Genomic DNA, 19,413 nt, shown 5'->3' on the forward strand with positions numbered 1-19,413 from the left:
CATGCCGGACACTATCGATATCAATGAACTTCACTGGCTTCTCGACATCGTGCAGAGCATCGATGTCGGTGTCGTGGTCCTGGATCGCGACTACAACGTCGAAGTCTGGAACAGCTTCATGGAAAACCACTCCGGGATCAGCGCAGAGCGGGCGTCAAGGACGTCTCTGTTTGAGCTGTTTCCGGAGATCGATCAAAGCTGGTTCACCCACAAGGTTGAAACGGCCGTGATGCTCGGCACCCGCGCGTTTACGATCTGGGAGCAACGCCCCAACCTGGTGCATTTCAAGAGCTACCAGCCAATTACCGGGCTAGCCGACGAGATGTACCAGAACGTCACCATCCTGCCCTTGCGCAGTTCCACCGGCAAAACCGATCACGTCTGCCTGATCATCTACGATGTGACCGGTGTAGCGGTCAACAAGCGGCAACTCGAGTCTGCCAACACCAAGCTGCAAGAGCTGGCGTTGCGCGACGGTCTTACCGGCCTGCTCAACCGCCGCTACTGGGAATCATGCCTGGAACGGGAATTCGCCCGCCACCAGCGCTACGACAACCCGGTGAGCCTGGTCATCTTTGATATCGACCATTTCAAACGGGTCAACGATACCTACGGTCATCAGACTGGGGACGAGGTGATCCGTACCGTCGCGGAAATCACCTCTCAGCTGGTACGCGAAACCGACTTTGCCGGGCGCTACGGCGGAGAGGAGTTTGTGGTGCTACTCCCAGGCACTCCCTTGGACGGAGCCGCCCAGTTTGCCGAACGGCTGCGTCACGCCGTGGAACAAAAGGTCCTCGACTACCAAGGCTCGCCACTGACCTTTACCGTCAGTCTCGGCGTTGCCGCCATCGGCGATGACATGCCCGGTTATCAGGCTCTGCTGGAGCGCGCTGATAAAGCCCTCTATGTCTCCAAGGAGCAAGGCCGAAACCGGGTAACCCTGGATGGCGGCCAGTAAAATCGGCCGCTAGCGATCACCGGTTCCAATAGTGTCAAAATGACGCTATGCTCTCAGCCTCCTTTGAAAGTCGTCAAAAACAAGACAAAATCGGCATGACGCCGCGACTGTGGCTGATTTTTGACGATCCCGTGACACTATGTCGAGATAAGGCTTACGACCATGGAAGCTCGCAAGCGTGGCTGGCGCTGGGCCTACAGCAAAACCCGCAGCTACCACACCAGCAAACTGCAGGCAGCCTACCGGGCTACCCGCTTCTGGCTAACCGGCGACACCGGCCACTTCGCCAGTCATGGTGGCTTTCGTAAGACCCGCATCCGTCGCTGAGCACAGCGCTTCTCTGCTACACTGCAGCGCCCGGTCCTAAGGGCGCCTGCCGTGACTTCCGATCAGTTCAATACCCTGCCACTGCCGCAAAGCATGCTGGCAACGCTTACCCAGCTTGGCTATCAACGCATGACGCCGATTCAGGCACAGGCACTGCCACCGATTCTGGCCGGTCAGGACCTGATCGCCCAGTCGCCCACCGGCAGCGGCAAAACTGCTGCGTTCGGCATCGGCTTGCTGACACCGCTGAACCCGCGCTTTTTCGGGTGTCAGGCACTGGTACTCAGCCCGACCCGTGAACTGGCGGGCCAGATCACCGATGAGCTGCGCAAGCTAGCCCGCGGGATGGGCAATATCAAGATCGTGACTCTCAGCGGTGGTGTCCCCTTCGGCCCGCAGGCTGCCTCACTCGAACAGGGTGCTCACGTCATCGTCGGTACGCCCGGACGCGTACAGGACCACCTCAAGCGCGGCACGCTGAACCTCGACAAGCTGAACTGCCTGGTGCTCGATGAAGCCGACCGCATGCTCGACATGGGCTTTGTCGACGCCATCCGCGAGATCATCCAGCAGACACCGAGCCGCCGCCAGACCCTGCTGTTTTCGGCCACTTACCCTGAAAGTCTGGAACAGCTAACTGGCGAATTTCAGCGTAATCCGGCGCAGGTGCGGATTGAACAGTCCGCGCCGGAAAACCCGATTGAGCAACGCTTCTACGAGATCCTGCCAGAGCAACGCTTTGCCGCCGTACTGCGCCTGCTCGCAGCCAACCGTCCGCAACCCTGCATTGCCTTCTGCCATACCCGCCAGCAGTGCCAGGAGCTGGCCGACTATCTGAACAAGGAAGGTATCAGCGCGCAGGCGCTGCACGGTGACATGGAACAGCGCGAGCGCGACCAGGTACTGGCGCTGTTCGCCAACCAGAGCTGCAGCGTGCTGACTGCCACCGACGTCGCCGCCCGCGGTATCGACATCGCCGGCGTCGCGGCAGTCATCAACGTCGAGCTGGCTGCCGACCCGGCGGCCCACGTCCACCGCATAGGCCGCAGCGGCCGCGCTGGCCAGCCCGGCCTGGCGCTGAGTCTGGTCGCCCCGCGCGAACTCAAGCGCCTGCGCCCGATCGAAGAAGCCTACGGCGAGCTGAACTGGCAGGATATCGAACGCCTGCCGGAGCGCCCGGACCGGCCGCTGATTGCCCCCATGCGCACACTGGCAGTCGCCGGCGGCCGCAAGGACAAGCTGCGCCCCGGCGACCTGCTCGGCGCCCTGACCGGCGAGGCGGGCCTAAGCGGTGACGCAATCGGCAAGATCAGTATCAGCGACTACCAGGCCCTCGTCGCCATCCGCCGTGATCAGGCCAAACTGGCGCTGCAGCGCCTGGAAGAGGGCAAGATCAAGGGTCGCCGCTTCAAGGTACGACTGATCTGAATAACCAACCCGGGAGGCCTGCCCACGCATGGACGCCAGCCAGCAACTGATTCTGCTGATTCTTGCCTGTACCGTCGGGCTGTTCCTCTGGGGCCGCTGGCGTCATGACGTGGTCGCGCTGGCGGCGCTGATGGCCTGCGTGGTGTGTGGCCTGACCCCGACCGCGGAGGCCTTCGCCGGCTTCGGTCACCCGGCGGTCATCACCGTGGCCGCGGTACTGATCCTCAGCAAGGGCCTGCAGACCACCGGTGCGGTCGAAGCGCTGGCACAGCGAGCGCTACCCCAGCGCGGCGGCATCCTGCTTGGTCTCGGCGTACTGACCCTGCTGGGCGCAACGCTCTCCGCCTTCATGAACAACGTCGGGGCCATGGCGCTGCTGATGCCGATTGCACTGCAACTCGCCAGTCGCAACGACATCCCGCCCGGCAAGGTGCTGATGCCGCTGGCCTTCGGCACCATTCTTGGCGGCATGACCACACTGATCGGCACGCCGCCCAACCTGATCGTGTCCGGCTTCCGCGCGCAGACCGAACTGGGTGCCTACGGCATGTTTGACTTCACCCCGGTCGGTCTCGGCATCGCCGCCGGCGGCGTTTTGCTGGCGGTTATTGCCGGCCGCTGGCTGGTGCCCCACCGCCCCCAGTCGGACGCCAGCAACTTCGATACCGGCACCTACCTGACAGAAGTACACATTGATGCCGACAGCAAGGCCGACGGCAAACGACTGCGCGAAGTAGAGCAGATGCTGGAAGACAGCGATGCACAGATCGTCGGCATGGTACGCAACGACTTTCGCGTCGTCGCACCGCTGCCCAGCCGCAGGCTACATGCAGGCGATATTTTGGTCATCGAGGCAGAACCGGACGCGTTGGGGACCTCACTGACCCGTCTGGGGCTAAAACTGGAAGAAGCGGTCGAGCCGGACAGGGACAGCAAGGACGACGCAGACGCGTCCGAAGCAGACGCCAGCACAGATACCGCTGCGGCAGCCAACCCGGAAAAAGAAAAAGAGCAGGAAAAGCCGGCGGCCCGTCACAGCGACGATATAGCCCTGCAGGAACTGGTTGTCCAGCCCGGCGCTGCCATTCTCGGCCGCAGTGCATCGGACATTGCCCTGCGCACCCGTTTCGGTATCAACCTCCTGGCCATCTCGCGCCAGGGCCACCGCTCCATTCGCCGGCTGCGCTGGACTGAAATTGAGGCCGGCGACGTGCTGCTAATGCAGGGCGACGCTGAAGCCATCGCCGGCTTTGCTACTGAATACGGGTGCGTGCCACTGGCCGCCCGCTCGATCCTGATACCGGACCGTCGCCGGGCGATCACCGCAGTCGCGATCATGATTGGCGCCGTGGCCCTCGCTGCCTTCGGCGTGCTGCCCGCGGCGGTATCCTTTACCGCCGGGGTACTGGGCTACATGCTGACTCGCGTCATTCCGCTGCGGCGCATCTACGAGGCGATCGACTGGCCTATCATCATACTGCTTGGGGCGCTGATGCCGCTGGCCGCAGCCATGGCCGACACCGGCGCCGCCGACGTATTGGCACGTACGCTGCTGGAGCATGTGGCCCAGGGCAACCCGGTGATCGCCCTGACCCTGATGCTGGTGGTCACCATGACGCTGTCCGACTTCATGAACAACGCCGCGACCGCCGCCGTGATGTGCCCGATTGCACTGAGCATCGCCAGTCAGCTGGGCGTCAATCCGGACAGTTTTCTGATGGCCGTCGCCATCGGCGCCTCCTGCGCCTTCCTGACGCCGATTGGCCATCAGAACAACACACTGATTCTGGGCCCGGGCGGTTTCCGCTTTGGCGATTACTGGCGGCTGGGCCTGCCGATGGAACTGCTGGTGGTCGCCATCGGCATTCCCATGTTGCTGTGGGTATGGCCGCTGTGAGCGGCCACGGCGTCAGTCTTCAACGGGCTTGAAGTCTTCCTTGTAACGCACCGCACAATCCGGACAGGTAAAACTGTCCGGCAACGCCTCCCAGCGGGTGCCGGCCGGGTAGCCTTGATGCGGATCACCAGCCGCCTCGTCATACTCGTAACCACATTCCGGGCACTGATAGCGACTCATGCGGCCACCTCCGCACCCTCCGGCGCTGCGCCATTGTCCAGTCCGTAACGTCGTATCAGCATCTCGCGCTTGGCCGGCAGAAAGTTGATCCGCGACGGGTCATGCCCAACCGCATCCAGCAGGCGCTTGTCCATCACCTTGAACCACAGCGGCGGGAAGTAGGTAAGCAGATACATGCCGAAGTACCCGCTTGGCAGCCGCGGCAGGTCCGGGAAGTCGCGCAGCGACTGATAGCGTCGGGTCGGATGAGCATGGTGATCGGAGTGACGCTGCAGGTGAAACAGTGCCCAGTTGGAGAACAGGTGATTGCTGTTCCAGGAATGGTGCGGCTGGCAGCGCTCGTAACGCCCACTTGGCTCCTTGCGCCGCAGCAGGCCGTAATGCTCGATGTAATTGGCCAGGGTCAATTGGAACGCCCCCCAGAAAGCAATCAGCATCATCACCGGCAGGATCTCGATGCCCAGCCAGGCAATCAGGCCACCATACAGCACCGCACTGATCAGCGCCGGTTGCAGCACCTCGTTTTCAAGACTCCAGACTGACTTGCCGCAGCGCTCCAGCCGCTGTGCCTCCAGATCCCAGGCACGAAAAAAGGCACCGGGCATTTCTCTGAACACGAACCGGTAAATGCTCTCCCCCATCCGGGAGGAGGCAGGATCTTCCGGCGTCGCCACGTCACGGTGATGGCCACGGTTGTGCTCGACGAAGAAGTGTCCGTAAAAGCCCAGGGCAAGTGTAATCTTGGCCAGCCAGCGTTCCAGCTCGGTCTTCTTGTGGCCCATTTCATGGCCCAAGTTAAGCCCGAAGCCCAGACTGCCGCCGGTCGAAATAATCACCGCCAGGGTGCCGTACCAGGGCAGATCGTGATAACCGAGGAAAATGATATTGACCAAAAAGCTGATCCAGAGAATCGGCACCAGCGCATAGGTCACGTAACGGTAATAGGGGTCAGCTTCCAACGCAGGCACCGCCTCTTCCGGCGGATTGCTCAGATCCTCGCCAAGCACGCCGTCCAGCGCCGGAATGACGACATAAGCAAAGATGGTCGAAATCCACAGCCAGATGACCTGCGGCGAGACCAGCACATAAAGTAGCGGCCCAACCAGCGCCAGCATGGGGACACCCAGGGAGAACAGCCAGAGCCGGCGCTTGCGGTCGACATAGCCAGCTAGGCCACTCGGAGCTGCAGCGGTAGAAGTCATGCCTTCACCCTCTTCTTGTTGTGTTTTCAGGGATACAGCACACGCACTGCCTGCAGCTCGTACGCCCGCAAGCAATAAGTGCCTGATCGCATCATGCGCTTGCAGCCGCAGAGCTCCACCCGTTGCAAGCGGCAATAAACCGTCATATTGTGACAGGCAGTGGACGCGTCCCCTCAACCAACAATAACAGCAAGGCCGACCATGCCCCCCGACCAGTCCTGGCTGAGTCCAGCTGCACACCCTGTCTATACGCGCCTGGTACACGCTGAGCTCCGACGCCTCGGTTTCACCGCTGATGCCATCCGCGCCGCCAGCGACGTCGACTGGGATGCGTTGCAACAGGATAACCAGTTCCTCAGCCTGGAAACGCTCAGCAAGCTACTCGACAGCGCAATCGCTCTGACCGGCCACCCCGGTCTCGGCTTTGCCGTTGGCATGCACACCGATGTCTCTGCGCACGGACCCGGTGGATACGCCGCAGTCACCGCCCCGACTATCGGTGCCGCGGTCGAGGTCATTGAGCAGTACTCCACCCTGCGCCAGCACCTTGGCCATTTTGTTATCGAGCAGCATGAGCCACCCGTTCTGCGGCTGGACGAAGAGCAAATGCCGCTGCGGCTACGCGAATACGTGCTCGGCCATTTCACCAATGCCATGTTGCGCCTGCTGGAGACCGTCAGCGGCCAGCCGCTGCAGCAGGAGGTCACCCTCGAGTGGCCGCTGCCGCGGCCGGACTGGGCAGGTCAGGTCGCCGGTTATGTCGGAAGATGGATATTCGGAAGCGATGCACTGCGCTTGCACCTGCCAGCAGGATTGTTTGAACAGGCATGCCTGGGCGCCGATCCGGACGTACACCGCCAGGCTCTGCGCGATTGCGAGCACCAGTTGCAGCACCAGCGCCGTGGTGGCGACCTGAGTGAGCGGATCAAGAAACGTCTGTTGAACTGTGAGTACCGCTACCCTACCTTGGCACAAATGGCGGAGCTGGAGCACATGACCCCGCGCACACTGATTCGCCACCTGGGCAACGAAGGCGTGCGCTTTCAGCAATTACTGGACGAGGTTCGCAGCGATCAGGCGTGCTGGCTGCTTGAGCATACGGAGTTGAGCGTGGAGTTGATTGCCGAGCGGCTCGGCTATCAGGACACCAGCAATTTCAGCCGCACCTTCCGGCGTTGGCTGGGTTGCCCGCCGCGCGCCTACCGGCAACGCAGCCAGGCAACCAGCTAGCAGCTTCAGTTGGCCGGTAGTACCCGCAGCACCTTGCCAGCCGGGCTGTCGGTCAACAGATAGACGGCCCCATCCGGGCCGCTGCGCACATCACGAAAGCGCTGACCCAGCTCGGTAAACAGCGACTCCTGAGCGCTGACCTTTTCGCCATCCAGCACCACTCGACGGACTTCCTTGCCCGCCAGGGCAGAGATCAGCAAGTTGCCCTGCCATTCAGGGAAAAGATCCCCCTGATACAGCGCCATACCGGAGGGCGCAATTGACGGTACCCAGTAGGTCAGCGGCTGCTCAAGCCCCGGCAATTCGGTGTAGGGCGAAATCTGCGCGCCGTTGTAATCGACACCGTAGGTGATCTTCGGCCAGCCGTAGTTATGTCCAGCCTGAATCAGGTTCAGCTCGTCGCCACCGCGCGGGCCGTGTTCGTGGCTGAACACTCGACCTTCGCCGTCCACCAGGATCCCCTGCACATTGCGGTGGCCGATGCTGTACAGCTCAGGCAACGCGCCCTGCTGCACCACAAAGGGATTGTCAGCCGGCGCCGAGCCATCGCGATTGAGGCGCACGATGCTGCCCAGATGGTTACCGGTGTTCTGCGCCTGCTCGCGGTAATCAAAGCCATCCCCAAGCGTCAGCAGCAGGGTATTGTCTGGCAGAAAAGCGATGCGCCCACCATAGTGCGCGCTGCCCCGTTTGGCTGGCTGCACGCGGAAGATCTCGTGGGCATTTTCCAGCGCCGTGCCATTGAAGGTCGCCGCCGCCAAGCAAGTGTGGTTGGCTTCCAGCGTGCCGCAGCTGTAGCTGAGGAACAGCTCGCCAGATTCAGCGAAATCAGGTGCCAGCGCCACCTCCATCAGGCCTGCCTGACTGTTGACGAAGGCCTCGGGCACACCGGCAACCGGCTCGGCGCGCAGCGCGCCATCAGCATCGATCAGGCGCAGGCGGCCGGCTCGCTCGGTCACCAGCATGCCGCCGTCGGGCAGAAACGCCAGCGACCACGGGTTGGCCAAGCCGTCGGCCACGGTCTCGATGCGGTAATCCGCTGCGCTGGCGAAGCCGGTAGAGAGCGCCAGAGCGGCGCCAATCAGAGTACGTCTGTTCATAAACTGTCTCCTTGCAGACTCAACCGAGCACGCGCAATCCGCGCCGCGCCTTGGGTTTTGTCAAACGGCCGAACAGCGCCGAACCCAGACCAACAGCGGCCATCATGCTCAGCAAACCGGGCGCTTCACGGGTCGCGGCGATAAAGGTCGGCATCGGCAGCAGGGTATTGGCCAGACTGAAGGCCGCCCAGATACCGACGAAACCGGCGAGGAAATACAGCAGCCAGCGCCAGGGCTTGAAGATGCGGCCGAGCGCCTCGGCCAGCGGCAGCGCCAGAAGCAGGGTGGCCGCTACCATGATGACGAAAATCGGGGTGAAGGACAGCAGATCCTGCAGGCTGGTCTGCATGCGGGTGGCCAGATCAACCGGCACATCCATGGCCTGCAGCGCAGCCAGATTGAACTGAGTCTGTACCAGGGAGCCCAGCAGGGTCGCCACCAGCACAGCCAGCAGATAGAGGAAGACGATCCGCAGCACGGTCATCAATTTCATTGTCGTTATCCTGTTACACAGTGCGAGCGCTTAGCTCGCGTCAGTTCCATCGGGCAAGGTCGGCAGATTGCGCAATGCCTGCTCGTAGGCGGGAGTATCAAAAGCACTGTCCTGCTCCAGCATCTGATTGATGCTGTGGGCCAGAACCTGCGCCATCAAGTCGAGAATATCCTCGCGCGCATAGCCGACCAGCGTCAGCTTGTTCATGGTTGCCTGCGCAGCAGCCGGCTCGCCTGCCGCCAGCTGATTCTCGATCGCTTCGATCAGGCGGGCCTCGGCGAAGGACTCGTCGTCCTGTTCGTCCTGATTGCTCATATCTCTGTCCTGTTGCAAAAAGGGCGGCTTGCGCCGCCCCTTCAGTGCTCAGTTAACCTTGGCTTCCAGCTCGCCGCTGGCGTAACGCTGGAACATGCCTTCCAGGGAGATCGGCTTGATCTTCGAGGCATTGCCGGCGGTGCCGAAGGCTTCGTAGCGGGCGATACAGATGTCGCGCATGGCGTCGATGGTCTTGGCGAAGAACTTGCGCGGGTCGAACTCGCTCGGGTGCTCGGCCATCATGCGGCGCATGGCACCGGTGGACGCCAGACGCAGGTCGGTATCGATGTTGACCTTGCGCACGCCGTGCTTGATGCCCTCGACGATCTCTTCGACCGGCACGCCATAGGTTTCCTTGATGTCGCCGCCGAACTCGTTGATCACCTTCAGCCACTCCTGCGGAACCGAGGAGGAGCCGTGCATCACCAGGTGGGTGTTGGGAATACGCTTGTGGATTTCCTTGATGCGCTCGATTGACAGCACATCGCCCGTCGGCGGCTTGGTGAACTTGTAGGCGCCGTGGCTGGTGCCGATGGCAATCGCCAGCGCATCAACCTGAGTGGCCTTGACGAAGGCCGCGGCTTCTTCCGGATCGGTCAGCAGCTGGCTGTGGTCCAGCACGCCTTCGGCACCAACGCCGTCTTCTTCACCCGCCATACCCGTTTCCAGGCTGCCCAGGCAGCCCAGTTCGCCTTCTACAGACACACCGCAGGCGTGGGCGAACGCCACAGTCTGCTGGGTCACGCGGACGTTGTAGTCGTAGTCGGCCGGGGTCTTGCCGTCTTCCTTCAACGAGCCGTCCATCATCACCGAGCTGAAACCCAGCTGGATCGAGCGCTGGCATACGTCAGGGCTGGTACCGTGATCCTGGTGCATGCACACCGGAATGTGTGGAAACTCTTCGATCGCGGCCAGGATCAGGTGGCGCAGGAAGGGCGCACCGGCGTACTTGCGGGCACCGGCAGAGGCCTGCACGATCACCGGGGAATCGGTCTTGTCGGCCGCTTCCATAATGGCGCGCATCTGCTCCAGGTTGTTGACGTTGAAAGCGGGCACGCCGTAACCGTATTCGGCGGCGTGGTCGAGCATCTGGCGCAGGCTGATAAGAGCCATAATCAATCTCTCCGTTAAAAAAGTCGTTGCGGCAAGCGACAAGCCCCAAGCGGCAAGCTGTCCGGGCGATTCCGACAGTCTACCCGCCTGACCTGAGGCTGGTCACCCCTTGCCGCTTGCAGCTTGAGGCTTGCAGCTGCGCTTAGCGCGCACGCTGCTCCAGAATCTCGACAGCCGGCAGTACCTTGCCCTCGACGAACTCGAGGAAGGCGCCACCACCGGTGGAGATATAGGAAATCTGCTCGGCAACACCGTACTTGTCGATGGCAGCCAGGGTGTCACCACCACCGGCAATCGAGAAGCCCTCACTGGCAGCGATGGCGTGCGCCAGCGCCTTGGTGCCTTCGCCGAACTGGTCGAACTCGAATACGCCAACCGGGCCGTTCCAGAGGATGGTGCCGGAGGCTTTGAGCATCTCGCCAAACTGCGCTGCAGTCTGCGGACCGATGTCGAGAATCATGTCGTCGTCAGCCACGTCAGCGACGGCCTTGACAGTGGCAGTGGCGGACTCGGCAAATTCCTTGGCCACCACCACGTCAACCGGCAGCGGCACACTGACCTTGGCGGCAATGGACTTGGCGGTGTCAACGAGGTCGGCTTCGTACAGCGACTTGCCAACCTTGTAACCGGCGGCCGCGAGGAAGGTGTTGGCAATACCGCCACCAACGATCAGCTGATCGCACTTTTCCGACAGCGCGGTCAGTACGTCCAGCTTGGTCGAAACCTTGGAGCCGGCAACTATCGCCACCATCGGGCGGGCCGGCTTGTCCAGCGCCTTGGCCAGCGCGTCCAGCTCGGCGGCCAGCAGCGGACCGGCGCAGGCGACCTTGGCAAACTTGGCAACGCCGTGGGTCGAACCCTGGGCGCGGTGGGCGGTGCCGAAGGCATCCATCACGAACACATCGCACAGCGCCGCGTACTGCTGAGCCAGCTCGTCGGTGTTCTTCTTCTCGCCCTTGTTGAAGCGGACGTTTTCCAGCAGCACCAGCTCGCCCGGCTGGACCTCGACGCCCCCAAGATAGTCGCGCACCAGCGGCACTTCACGGCCCAGCGCTTCGCTCAGGTAAGCGGCGACCGGTGCCAGGCTGTTCTCTTCACTGAACACGCCCTCTTCCGGACGACCCAGGTGTGAGCAAACCATAACCGCGGCGCCCTTTTCCAGCGCCAGCTTGATGGTAGGCAGCGAGGCAACGATACGCGCGTCGCTGGCGACCTTGCCGTTCTTGACTGGCACGTTGAGGTCTTCACGAATCAGTACACGCTGGCCGTTCAGGTCCAGCTCATTCATGGTCAGTACGGTCATAGCCCGCTCCTTCGTTCAATAAGGGTTAATCAGTTGCGCCGCCGTTGGCCGCGCTCAAGTCATTCGACAGGTTGCGCCAGCCAGTACTGGGCAACATCCAGCATGCGGTTGGCAAAACCCCATTCGTTATCAAACCAGACCAGCAGGTTCACCAACCGCGGGCCGGAGACGCGGGTTTGGCTGCCATCGACAATCGCCGAGTGCGGGTCGTGGTTGAAGTCGCAGCTGGCGTGGGGCAGCTCGGTGTAATCGAGCAGTCCAGCGTAGTCGCCTTCGGCGGCGGCCCGCAGCAGCGCATTGACTTCAGCAGCGCTGGTGTCACGCGCGGTCTGCAGGGTGATATCCAGCGCCGACACATTCACTGTCGGCACCCGGATGGCCTTGGCCTGAATGCGCCCGGCCAGCTCCGGCAGCAGCCGCTCGATGCCGCGTGCCAAACCAGTGGAAACCGGAATCACCGACTGGAATGCCGAACGGGTGCGGCGCAGGTCAGCGTGATGGTATGCGTCGATCACCGGCTGATCGTTCATTGCCGAATGAATGGTGGTGATGGAAACGTACTCCAGCCCGATCACCTCATTCAGCAACTTGAGCAACGGCACGCTGCAATTGGTGGTGCAGGAGGCGTTGGACACCAGCCGCGCATCCACCGGCAAGCTGCCGTGATTGACGCCATAGACCAGCGTGGCATCGACCGCGTCTTCGCTGGCCATCGGCTGCGAGAACAGCACCCGCGGCACCCCGGCGTGAACAAAGCGCAAACCCTGTTCACGGGTGGTGTACTGGCCGGAACATTCCAGCAGCAGATCGATATCCAGCCCGCGCCAGTCAACCCCTTCCGGCTCCGCCTCGCGCAATACCTGAATCGCCTGCCCGTTGATCTGCAAGCAGTCACCGCTGACCCGCACCTCGCCCGGAAAGCGGCCGTGCGTGGAGTCGAAGCGGGTCAGGTATTCAATGCTGTCGCGGTCGGCCAGATCGTTCAGCGCCACCACCTGCACCGCCAAGTCCCCTCGCTCGTGCAGCGCGCGCAGCACGCAGCGACCGATCCGACCATAGCCGTTCAGAGCAATTTTATAGGGACGCGGGTGGGACATAACAGCAGGCTCCGCCTGGCTGCAAGCTGCAAACTGCAAGCTGCAAGCAGGCAAAGCGCCGCTTGTAGCTTGAGGCTTGAGGCTTGCCGCTGGTTTAGTCTTCCAACAGCTCTTCAGCCGCTGCCAGCACGTTATCGAGGGTGAAACCGAACTCCTCGAACAGCGCGGCAGCCGGAGCGGATTCGCCGAAGCTCTGCATGCCGATGATGCGGCCGTCGAGGCCGACGTACTTGTACCAGAAGTCGGCGTGGGAGGCTTCGATGGCGATACGTGCACCCACTTCCAGCGGCAGCACCGACTGCTTGTAGGCCGCGTCCTGCTGGTCGAACACGCTGGTGGACGGCATGGACACCACGCGAACCTTGCGGCCCTGTTCGGTCAGGGCGGTCCAGGCATTGACCGCCAGACCGACTTCGGAACCGGTCGAGATCAGAATCAGTTCAGGCTCGCCGTCGCAGTCCTTCAGCACGTAACCACCGCGGGTAACGTTGGCCAGTTGCTCGGCATCGCGCTCCTGGTGCGGCAGATTCTGACGCGAGAAGATCAATGCGCTCGGGCCATCGGCACGCTCCAGCGCGTACTTCCAGGCAATCGCCGACTCAACCGCATCAGCCGGACGCCAGGTGTCCAGATTCGGCGTACCGCGCAGGCTGGCCAGCTGTTCGATCGGCTGGTGGGTCGGGCCGTCTTCGCCCAGACCGATGGAGTCGTGGGTGTAGACGTGGATCACGCGCTGCTTCATCAGCGCCGACATGCGCACCGCGTTGCGGGCGTATTCCATGAAGATCAGGAAGGTCGCGCCGTAGGGCACGAAGCCGCCGTGCAGGGCGATACCGTTCATGATCGCAGTCATGCCGAATTCGCGCACACCGTAGAACAGGTAGTTGCCGGACGCGTCTGCAGACTCGACGCCCTTGCAGCCCTTCCACAGGGTCAGGTTGGAGCCGGCCAGGTCGGCGGAGCCGCCGAGCATTTCCGGCAGCAGCGGGCCAAAGGCGTTCAGGGTGTTCTGGCTGGCCTTGCGGCTGGCGATGGTTTCACCTTTGGCAACTACTTCGGCGATGTAGGCATCGGCCTTCTCGCTGAAGTCAGCCGGCAGATCGCCAGCCAAACGACGCTGCAGCTCGGCAGCCAGTTCCGGGAAGGCAGCCTGATAGGCAGCAAACTTGTCATTCCAGGCCGCTTCGGCCTTGGCACCGGCCTCGTGGGCGTCCCACTCGGCCTTGATGTCAGCCGGAATCTCAAACGGGGCGTGCGGCCAGTTCAACGCTTCACGGGTAGCAGCGATTTCCGCCTCGCCCAGTGCAGCGCCGTGGCACTCTTCCTTGCCCTGCTTGTTCGGCGAACCGAAACCGATGATGGTCTTGCAGCAGATCAGGGTCGGCTGCTCGGTGTTCTTGCGTGCGGTCTCAATGGCGGTCTTGATTTCGTCGGCATCGTGGCCATCGACATTGCGGATGACCTGCCAGCCGTAGGACTCGAAACGCTTGGGCGTGTCGTCGGTGAACCAGCCTTCAACTTCACCGTCGATGGAGATGCCGTTGTCGTCATAGAACGCAACCAGCTTGCCCAACCCCAGGGTGCCGGCCAGCGAGGACACTTCGTGGGAGATGCCCTCCATCATGCAACCGTCGCCAAGGAACACGTAGGTGTTGTGGTCGACGATCTGATGCCCTTCGCGGTTGAACTGAGCAGCCAGCACCTTCTCGGCAATCGCCATGCCCACAGCGTTGGCGATGCCCTGACCCAGCGGGCCGGTGGTGGTTTCAACGCCCGGGGTGTAACCGTATTCCGGGTGACCCGGGGTCTTACTGTGCAGCTGACGGAAATTTTTGATGTCATCGATGCTGACGTCGTAACCGGTCAGGTGCAGCAGAGAGTAGATCAGCATCGAGCCGTGGCCGTTGGACAGCACAAAACGGTCGCGGTCAGCGAACTTCGGGTTGGCCGGGTTGTGCTTGAGGTAATCGCGCCACAGCACTTCGGCGATATCCGCCATACCCATGGGCGCACCGGGGTGGCCGCTGTTGGCTTTCTGCACGGCATCCATGCTGAGGGCACGAATGGCATTGGCACGGTCACGACGACTGGGCATGAACAACTCCTGTGGTTGGCAAGGCATGGGGCTTTTACCGCAACATGCGGCTGGCCGGGAAAAGAAGGCGGGCATTTTCGCGCAAACGGCCGCCTCGGGCAATGAAAACACCATTGCGGGTACGGTTATCGTTCGTTCGCCGGACGAATGGAGGCATCTATATCAAAGTTTTTTGATATAGCCGTTGCGACACTGTCCAATCACAACTACACTGCGCCGCATGAACCAGATTGCGCGCCTTCCCGCTGCCCCCAGCCAGACTGACGACCTCGCTGCCTTTTGCAAGGCCGCGGGTGACGCGCTGCGGCTGGACATCTTGCGGGTGCTACGCAGCGACTCATTCGGCGTGCTGGAGCTGGCCCAGATCTTCGACATGCGCCAGTCCGGCATGAGCCATCACCTCAAAGTGCTGGCCAACGCAGGGCTGGTCAGCACCCGCCGCGAAGGCAACTCAATCTTCTACCGCCGCAGCCTGCCGGTGACTGAACAGTCTTGGCATCGACTGCACAGCCAACTGCTGAGCGAACTCGACAACCAGCCGGACGACCCGCAGCTAGCGCAGGCGATTGCAGCCGTCCACGCCCAGCGTGCAGAGCTTTCACGCCAGTTTTTCGCCCGCTTTGCCGATGGCACACCAGCGCAGCAGGACCTGATTGCCCACTTCGGCAGTTACCGCGAGCCGCTGCTGACCTTGATCGACGCCCTGCCCTTGCCCGGCCAGCAGTTGGCCATTGAGATAGGCCCGGGCGAAGGCGGATTTCTGCCCAGCTTGGCCAGCCGCTTCGCGCACGTGGTGGCACTCGATAACGCCGAGGCCATGCTTGAGCGCGCGCGCCAGCAGTGTCACGAGGCGGGCTTGACCAACGTCGACTGCCTGCTCGCCGACGCTTTGCTGCCGCAGCAACTGCCGCTGGCCGACTGCGTGGTCTGCAACATGGTGCTGCACCACATGCCGGCGCCCGCCGAAGCGCTCAAGCGCTTTGCCGCGCTACTCAAACCCGGTGGCAGCCTGGTGCTGACCGAGCTGTGCAGCCACGATCAAAGCTGGGTGCGCGACAGCTGCGGCGATCTCTGGCTAGGCTTTGATCAGGATGATGTTTCGCGCTGGGCCGAGGCTGCCGGACTGCGTCCGGGCAACAGCCAGTACATCGGCCTGCGTAACGGCTTTCAGCTGCAACTGCTGCAGCTGGCCAAACCCGAATCCCCTTCTCCCGAGGACAGGAAAGACCCATGAGCGATTACTCGATTTTCACCTCCGAATCCGTGTCCGAAGGCCATCCGGACAAACTGGCTGACCAGATTTCCGACGCCGTTCTGGACGCCATCCTGAGCGAAGACAAATTTGCCCGGGTCGCCTGTGAAACCATGGTCAAGACCGGCGTTGCCATCGTCGGCGGTGAAATCACCACCAGCGCCTGGGTCGACCTCGAAGACCTGGTACGCGGCGTGATCTGCGACATCGGCTACACCTCCTCGGATGTCGGCTACGACGGCGCCACTTGCGGCGTGATCAACATCATCGGCAAGCAGTCGCCGGACATCGCCCAGGGCGTTGACCGCCAGAAACCGGAAGATCAGGGCGCTGGCGACCAGGGCCTGATGTTCGGCTACGCCAGCAACGAAACCGACGTGCTGATGCCGGCGCCGATCACCTTCGCTCACCGCCTGGTCGAGCGTCAGGCTGAAACGCGCAAGGACGGCACCCTCGCTTGGCTGCGCCCGGACGCCAAGTCCCAGGTTACCTGCCGCTACGAAAACGGCATTGTCACCGGTATCGACGCCATCGTCCTGTCGACTCAGCACAACCCGGACATCAGCCAGGCGGATCTGCGCGAAGCGGTGATGGAAGAGATCGTCAAGCAGGTGATCCCGGCCGAGCTGCTGCACGCCGACACCCAGTACCACATCAACCCGACCGGCAAGTTCGTCATCGGTGGCCCGGTGGGCGACTGCGGTCTGACTGGTCGCAAGATCATCGTCGACACCTACGGCGGCATGGCGCGCCACGGTGGCGGCGCGTTCTCCGGCAAGGATCCGTCCAAGGTTGACCGCAGCGCCGCCTACGCCGGCCGATACGTCGCCAAGAACATCGTGGCTGCCGGCCTGGCCGACAAGTGCGAGATTCAGGTTTCCTACGCCATCGGTGTGGCCCAGCCGACCTCGGTATCGATCAATACCTTCGGCACCGGCAAGATCAGCGACGAGAAGATCATCCAACTGGTCCGTCAGCACTTCGACCTGCGCCCGTACGCGATCACCCGCATGCTCGACCTGCTGCACCCGATGTACCGCGCAACCGCCGCGTACGGCCACTTCGGCCGCAACCCGTTCGAGATGACCGTCAAGGGTGACACCTTCACCGCCTTCCCGTGGGAGAAAACAGACAAGGCCGACGCGCTGCGCGCGGACGCCTGAGGCGCAGCGGCAAGCGGCAAGCGGCAAGCGGCAAGAAGCAATCAGGCTAGAGCTGTGCTTCTACTTGTAGCTTGAGGCTTGCAGCTTTCGGCTGAAGCTATCGCCGCTCAGCGGCGATAGCTGTCATGACAGCTTTTGCAGGACTGCTGGACCGCGCTCAGCTGATCGGCTGCCTGGTCCAGGGATTTGATGCCAACAGAGGTAACGGCATGCAGGGCGGCGACCTTGTCCTTGAAATCATCGATGGCCAGGGCGAAACCTTCGGGATCGGACCAGACGGTGTCCTTGGTGCGGTTCGGCTCTGGGTCATCGCCCGGTACCGGGAAGTGCTCCCAGGGCTGGTCGGCGAGCTGGGCCAGAGTATCGGCCTTGTTCATGAACTCGCCCATGCTGGGGGTGACGCGACCGGTCAGCATGCCGCTCATCGGCTCAGTCTGGCGCAGCATCTGCTTGAACAGCGCCTGGCGCTTGCCTTCGTGCGAGTTGGGGTCGGGTTCATTGTTGCAGCCAGCCAGGGCCGCGCCGAGCAACAGGGCGACAACGAGTTTTCGGTATGGAACAGCGATCATGTTTCATCCAGACGACATACAGGAGGGGCGACAGTATCGCCTCTGAACCGATTCCGGCCAAGGCGTGTTCTTGTGCGAACAGCCTGACCGGGTAACTTCAGCCCCGGACGAGGGGCGCTGCAGCAGCGGCTCCAGCCGCTGCCAGGCTCGTCCGGGGCGTGCGACATTTAACCGCGCCCATTCGCAACCACGAATGGAGAAATCAGATGAGTGCCGTGATCAATAACGCCGTTACCGACTACAAGGTCGCCGACATCAGCCTGGCCGACTGGGGCCGCCGCGAGATCATCATCGCCGAGTCGGAAATGCCGGCGCTGATGGGTCTGCGCCGCAAGTACGCCGGCGAGCAGCCGCTCAAGGGTGCCAAGATTCTGGGCTGTATCCACATGACCATCCAGACTGCCGTGCTGATCGAAACCCTGACTGCCCTGGGCGCCGAAGTACGCTGGTCTTCCTGCAATATCTTCTCCACCCAGGATCAGGCCGCCGCTGCAATCGCTGCCGCCGGCATCCCGGTATTCGCCTGGAAGGGTGAGACCGAAGAAGAGTACGAATGGTGCATCGAGCAGACCATCCTCAAGGACGGCCAGCCGTGGGACGCCAACATGGTGCTGGACGACGGCGGCGACCTGACCGAAATCCTGCACAAGAAATACCCGGCGATGCTGGACAAGATCCACGGCATCACCGAAGAAACCACCACCGGCGTACACCGCCTGCTCGACATGCTGAAAGCCGGCACCCTGAAAGTCCCGGCAATCAACGTCAACGACTCGGTCACCAAGAGCAAGAACGATAACAAGTACGGCTGCCGTCACAGCCTGAACGATGCCATCAAGCGCGGCACCGACCACCTGCTGTCTGGCAAGCAGGCACTGGTCATCGGTTACGGTGACGTGGGCAAGGGTTCTGCGCAGTCGCTGCGTCAGGAAGGCATGATCGTCAAGATCTCGGAAATCGACCCGATCTGTGCCATGCAGGCCTGCATGGACGGTTTCGAAGTCGTCTCCCCGTACCTCAACGGCCTGAACGACGGCACCGACGCCTGCATCGACGCAGCACTGCTCGGCAAGATCGACCTGATCGTCACCACCACCGGCAACGCCAACGTCTGTGACGCCGGCATGCTCAAGGCCCTGAAGAAGCGCGCCGTGGTCTGCAACATCGGTCACTTCGACAACGAGATCGACACCGCCTTCATGCGCGCCAACTGGGGCTGGGAAGAGGTCAAGCCGCAGGTGCACAAGATCCACCGCACCGGCAAGACCGTCGACGCGACCAACGACGACTACCTGATCCTGCTGGCCGAAGGCCGTCTGGTGAACCTGGGTAACGCAACCGGCCACCCCTCGCGCATCATGGACGGCTCCTTCGCCAACCAGGTGCTGGCCCAGATCCACCTGTTCGAGCGCAAGTTCGCCGATCAGTCTGCCGAAGGCAAAGCCGCCGCACTGACCGTGGAAGTACTGCCGAAGAAACTGGACGAAGAAGTCGCGCTGGAAATGGTCAAGGGCTTCGGTGGCGTCGTCACCCAGCTGACCAAGACCCAGGCCGACTACATCGGCGTCACCGTCGAAGGCCCGTTCAAGCCCGACAGCTATCGCTACTGATAGCTATCAGCCGCAAGCTGCAAGCCTCAAGAGCCCTGCCCGCGCCGCTGGCGGGCACGGGTTTCCGGGGTTGCTTGC

General features: G+C 62.3%; 19 protein-coding genes and 1 riboswitch. Of the genes, 9 read left to right on the plus strand and 10 right to left on the minus strand.

Annotated features, from left to right (window positions below; all coding sequences use genetic code 11):
* Position 1: 1 nt before the first annotated feature.
* From ACKPCU_RS18660 to ACKPCU_RS18675, 4 genes are all read left to right on the plus strand, one after another.
* The gene (locus tag ACKPCU_RS18660) at positions 2–961 is read left to right on the plus strand and encodes a sensor domain-containing diguanylate cyclase (RefSeq protein ID WP_104738746.1); all 960 of its coding nucleotides are present in this window, start codon (positions 2–4) and stop codon (positions 959–961) included.
* Positions 962–1,123: 162 nt separating this feature from the next.
* On the plus strand, positions 1,124–1,288 hold the full coding sequence (locus ACKPCU_RS18665; RefSeq protein WP_170063066.1) for a hypothetical protein: 165 nt from the start codon (positions 1,124–1,126) through the stop codon (positions 1,286–1,288).
* Between the two features lie 51 nt (positions 1,289–1,339).
* Complete coding sequence (dbpA, locus tag ACKPCU_RS18670) at positions 1,340–2,716, plus strand: ATP-dependent RNA helicase DbpA (protein WP_321349010.1); 1,377 nt, start codon at positions 1,340–1,342, stop codon at positions 2,714–2,716.
* Positions 2,717–2,744: 28 nt separating this feature from the next.
* Positions 2,745–4,613, plus strand: a complete 1,869-nt coding sequence (locus tag ACKPCU_RS18675; protein WP_321349011.1) for an SLC13 family permease — start codon at positions 2,745–2,747, stop codon at positions 4,611–4,613.
* A gap of 12 nt (positions 4,614–4,625) precedes the next feature.
* On the opposite strand, the gene ACKPCU_RS18680 is transcribed toward ACKPCU_RS18675, so the two are convergent.
* The gene (locus tag ACKPCU_RS18680; RefSeq protein WP_104738743.1) at positions 4,626–4,793 is read right to left on the minus strand and encodes a rubredoxin; all 168 of its coding nucleotides are present in this window, start codon (positions 4,791–4,793) and stop codon (positions 4,626–4,628) included.
* On the minus strand, positions 4,790–5,995 hold the full coding sequence (locus ACKPCU_RS18685; protein WP_321349012.1) for an alkane 1-monooxygenase: 1,206 nt from the start codon (positions 5,993–5,995) through the stop codon (positions 4,790–4,792). The genes ACKPCU_RS18680 and ACKPCU_RS18685 overlap by 4 nt, the downstream gene beginning before the upstream one ends.
* A gap of 201 nt (positions 5,996–6,196) precedes the next feature.
* Here ACKPCU_RS18685 and ACKPCU_RS18690 point away from each other — a divergent pair, with 201 nt between their 5' ends.
* Positions 6,197–7,225 (plus strand): helix-turn-helix domain-containing protein, encoded by a 1,029-nt coding sequence (locus tag ACKPCU_RS18690; protein ID WP_321349013.1) that lies wholly within the window; start codon positions 6,197–6,199, stop codon positions 7,223–7,225.
* Between the two features lie 5 nt (positions 7,226–7,230).
* Here the strand turns inward: ACKPCU_RS18690 and ACKPCU_RS18695 are convergent, their stop codons facing one another.
* The 7 genes from ACKPCU_RS18695 to tkt all read right to left on the minus strand — a co-directional run bounded on the left by ACKPCU_RS18695 (position 7,231) and on the right by tkt (position 14,741).
* Positions 7,231–8,325, minus strand: coding sequence for a PQQ-dependent sugar dehydrogenase (locus ACKPCU_RS18695; RefSeq protein ID WP_321349014.1), 1,095 nt, complete (start codon positions 8,323–8,325; stop codon positions 7,231–7,233).
* A gap of 19 nt (positions 8,326–8,344) precedes the next feature.
* On the minus strand, positions 8,345–8,818 hold the full coding sequence (locus ACKPCU_RS18700; protein ID WP_104738739.1) for a hypothetical protein: 474 nt from the start codon (positions 8,816–8,818) through the stop codon (positions 8,345–8,347).
* 30 nt (positions 8,819–8,848) lie between these two features.
* The gene (locus tag ACKPCU_RS18705) at positions 8,849–9,133 is read right to left on the minus strand and encodes a hypothetical protein (protein ID WP_321349015.1); all 285 of its coding nucleotides are present in this window, start codon (positions 9,131–9,133) and stop codon (positions 8,849–8,851) included.
* 48 nt (positions 9,134–9,181) lie between these two features.
* The gene (gene fba / locus ACKPCU_RS18710; RefSeq protein WP_088274425.1) at positions 9,182–10,246 is read right to left on the minus strand and encodes a class II fructose-bisphosphate aldolase; all 1,065 of its coding nucleotides are present in this window, start codon (positions 10,244–10,246) and stop codon (positions 9,182–9,184) included.
* 142 nt (positions 10,247–10,388) lie between these two features.
* Positions 10,389–11,549: a phosphoglycerate kinase gene (locus ACKPCU_RS18715; protein WP_321349016.1), complete on the minus strand. Its 1,161-nt coding sequence runs from the start codon at positions 11,547–11,549 to the stop codon at positions 10,389–10,391.
* Positions 11,550–11,608: 59 nt separating this feature from the next.
* On the minus strand, positions 11,609–12,646 hold the full coding sequence (gene epd, locus ACKPCU_RS18720) for an erythrose-4-phosphate dehydrogenase (protein ID WP_321349017.1): 1,038 nt from the start codon (positions 12,644–12,646) through the stop codon (positions 11,609–11,611).
* A gap of 94 nt (positions 12,647–12,740) precedes the next feature.
* Complete coding sequence (tkt, locus tag ACKPCU_RS18725; protein ID WP_321349018.1) at positions 12,741–14,741, minus strand: transketolase; 2,001 nt, start codon at positions 14,739–14,741, stop codon at positions 12,741–12,743.
* On the opposite strand from tkt, the gene ACKPCU_RS18730 reads away from it, so the two are divergent.
* The 3 genes from ACKPCU_RS18730 to metK are packed head-to-tail and all read left to right on the plus strand — an operon-like array spanning position 14,740 to position 17,156.
* Positions 14,740–14,922: a hypothetical protein gene (locus ACKPCU_RS18730; protein WP_321349019.1), complete on the plus strand. Its 183-nt coding sequence runs from the start codon at positions 14,740–14,742 to the stop codon at positions 14,920–14,922. The genes tkt and ACKPCU_RS18730 overlap by 2 nt on opposite strands.
* A gap of 39 nt (positions 14,923–14,961) precedes the next feature.
* Complete coding sequence (locus ACKPCU_RS18735; protein WP_321349020.1) at positions 14,962–15,975, plus strand: ArsR/SmtB family transcription factor; 1,014 nt, start codon at positions 14,962–14,964, stop codon at positions 15,973–15,975.
* The gene (metK, locus tag ACKPCU_RS18740) at positions 15,972–17,156 is read left to right on the plus strand and encodes a methionine adenosyltransferase (RefSeq protein ID WP_321349021.1); all 1,185 of its coding nucleotides are present in this window, start codon (positions 15,972–15,974) and stop codon (positions 17,154–17,156) included. The genes ACKPCU_RS18735 and metK overlap by 4 nt, the downstream gene beginning before the upstream one ends.
* Before the next feature lie 107 nt (positions 17,157–17,263).
* Here metK and ACKPCU_RS18745 read toward each other — a convergent pair whose 3' ends face one another.
* Positions 17,264–17,725 carry a c-type cytochrome gene (locus ACKPCU_RS18745; protein ID WP_321349022.1) on the minus strand — a complete coding sequence of 154 codons (462 nt, stop codon included), beginning with the start codon at positions 17,723–17,725 and terminating at the stop codon, positions 17,264–17,266.
* A gap of 103 nt (positions 17,726–17,828) precedes the next feature.
* A riboswitch (S-adenosyl-L-homocysteine riboswitch) is annotated at positions 17,829–17,911 on the plus strand.
* 20 nt (positions 17,912–17,931) lie between these two features.
* Between ACKPCU_RS18745 and ahcY the strand changes: the two genes are divergently transcribed.
* The gene (gene ahcY, locus ACKPCU_RS18750) at positions 17,932–19,335 is read left to right on the plus strand and encodes an adenosylhomocysteinase (protein ID WP_104738732.1); all 1,404 of its coding nucleotides are present in this window, start codon (positions 17,932–17,934) and stop codon (positions 19,333–19,335) included.
* Positions 19,336–19,413: the final 78 nt, after the last annotated feature.

The sequence above is a fragment of the Halopseudomonas oceani genome (genome assembly GCF_963677335.1).
Lineage (GTDB): Bacteria > Pseudomonadota > Gammaproteobacteria > Pseudomonadales > Pseudomonadaceae > Halopseudomonas > Halopseudomonas oceani.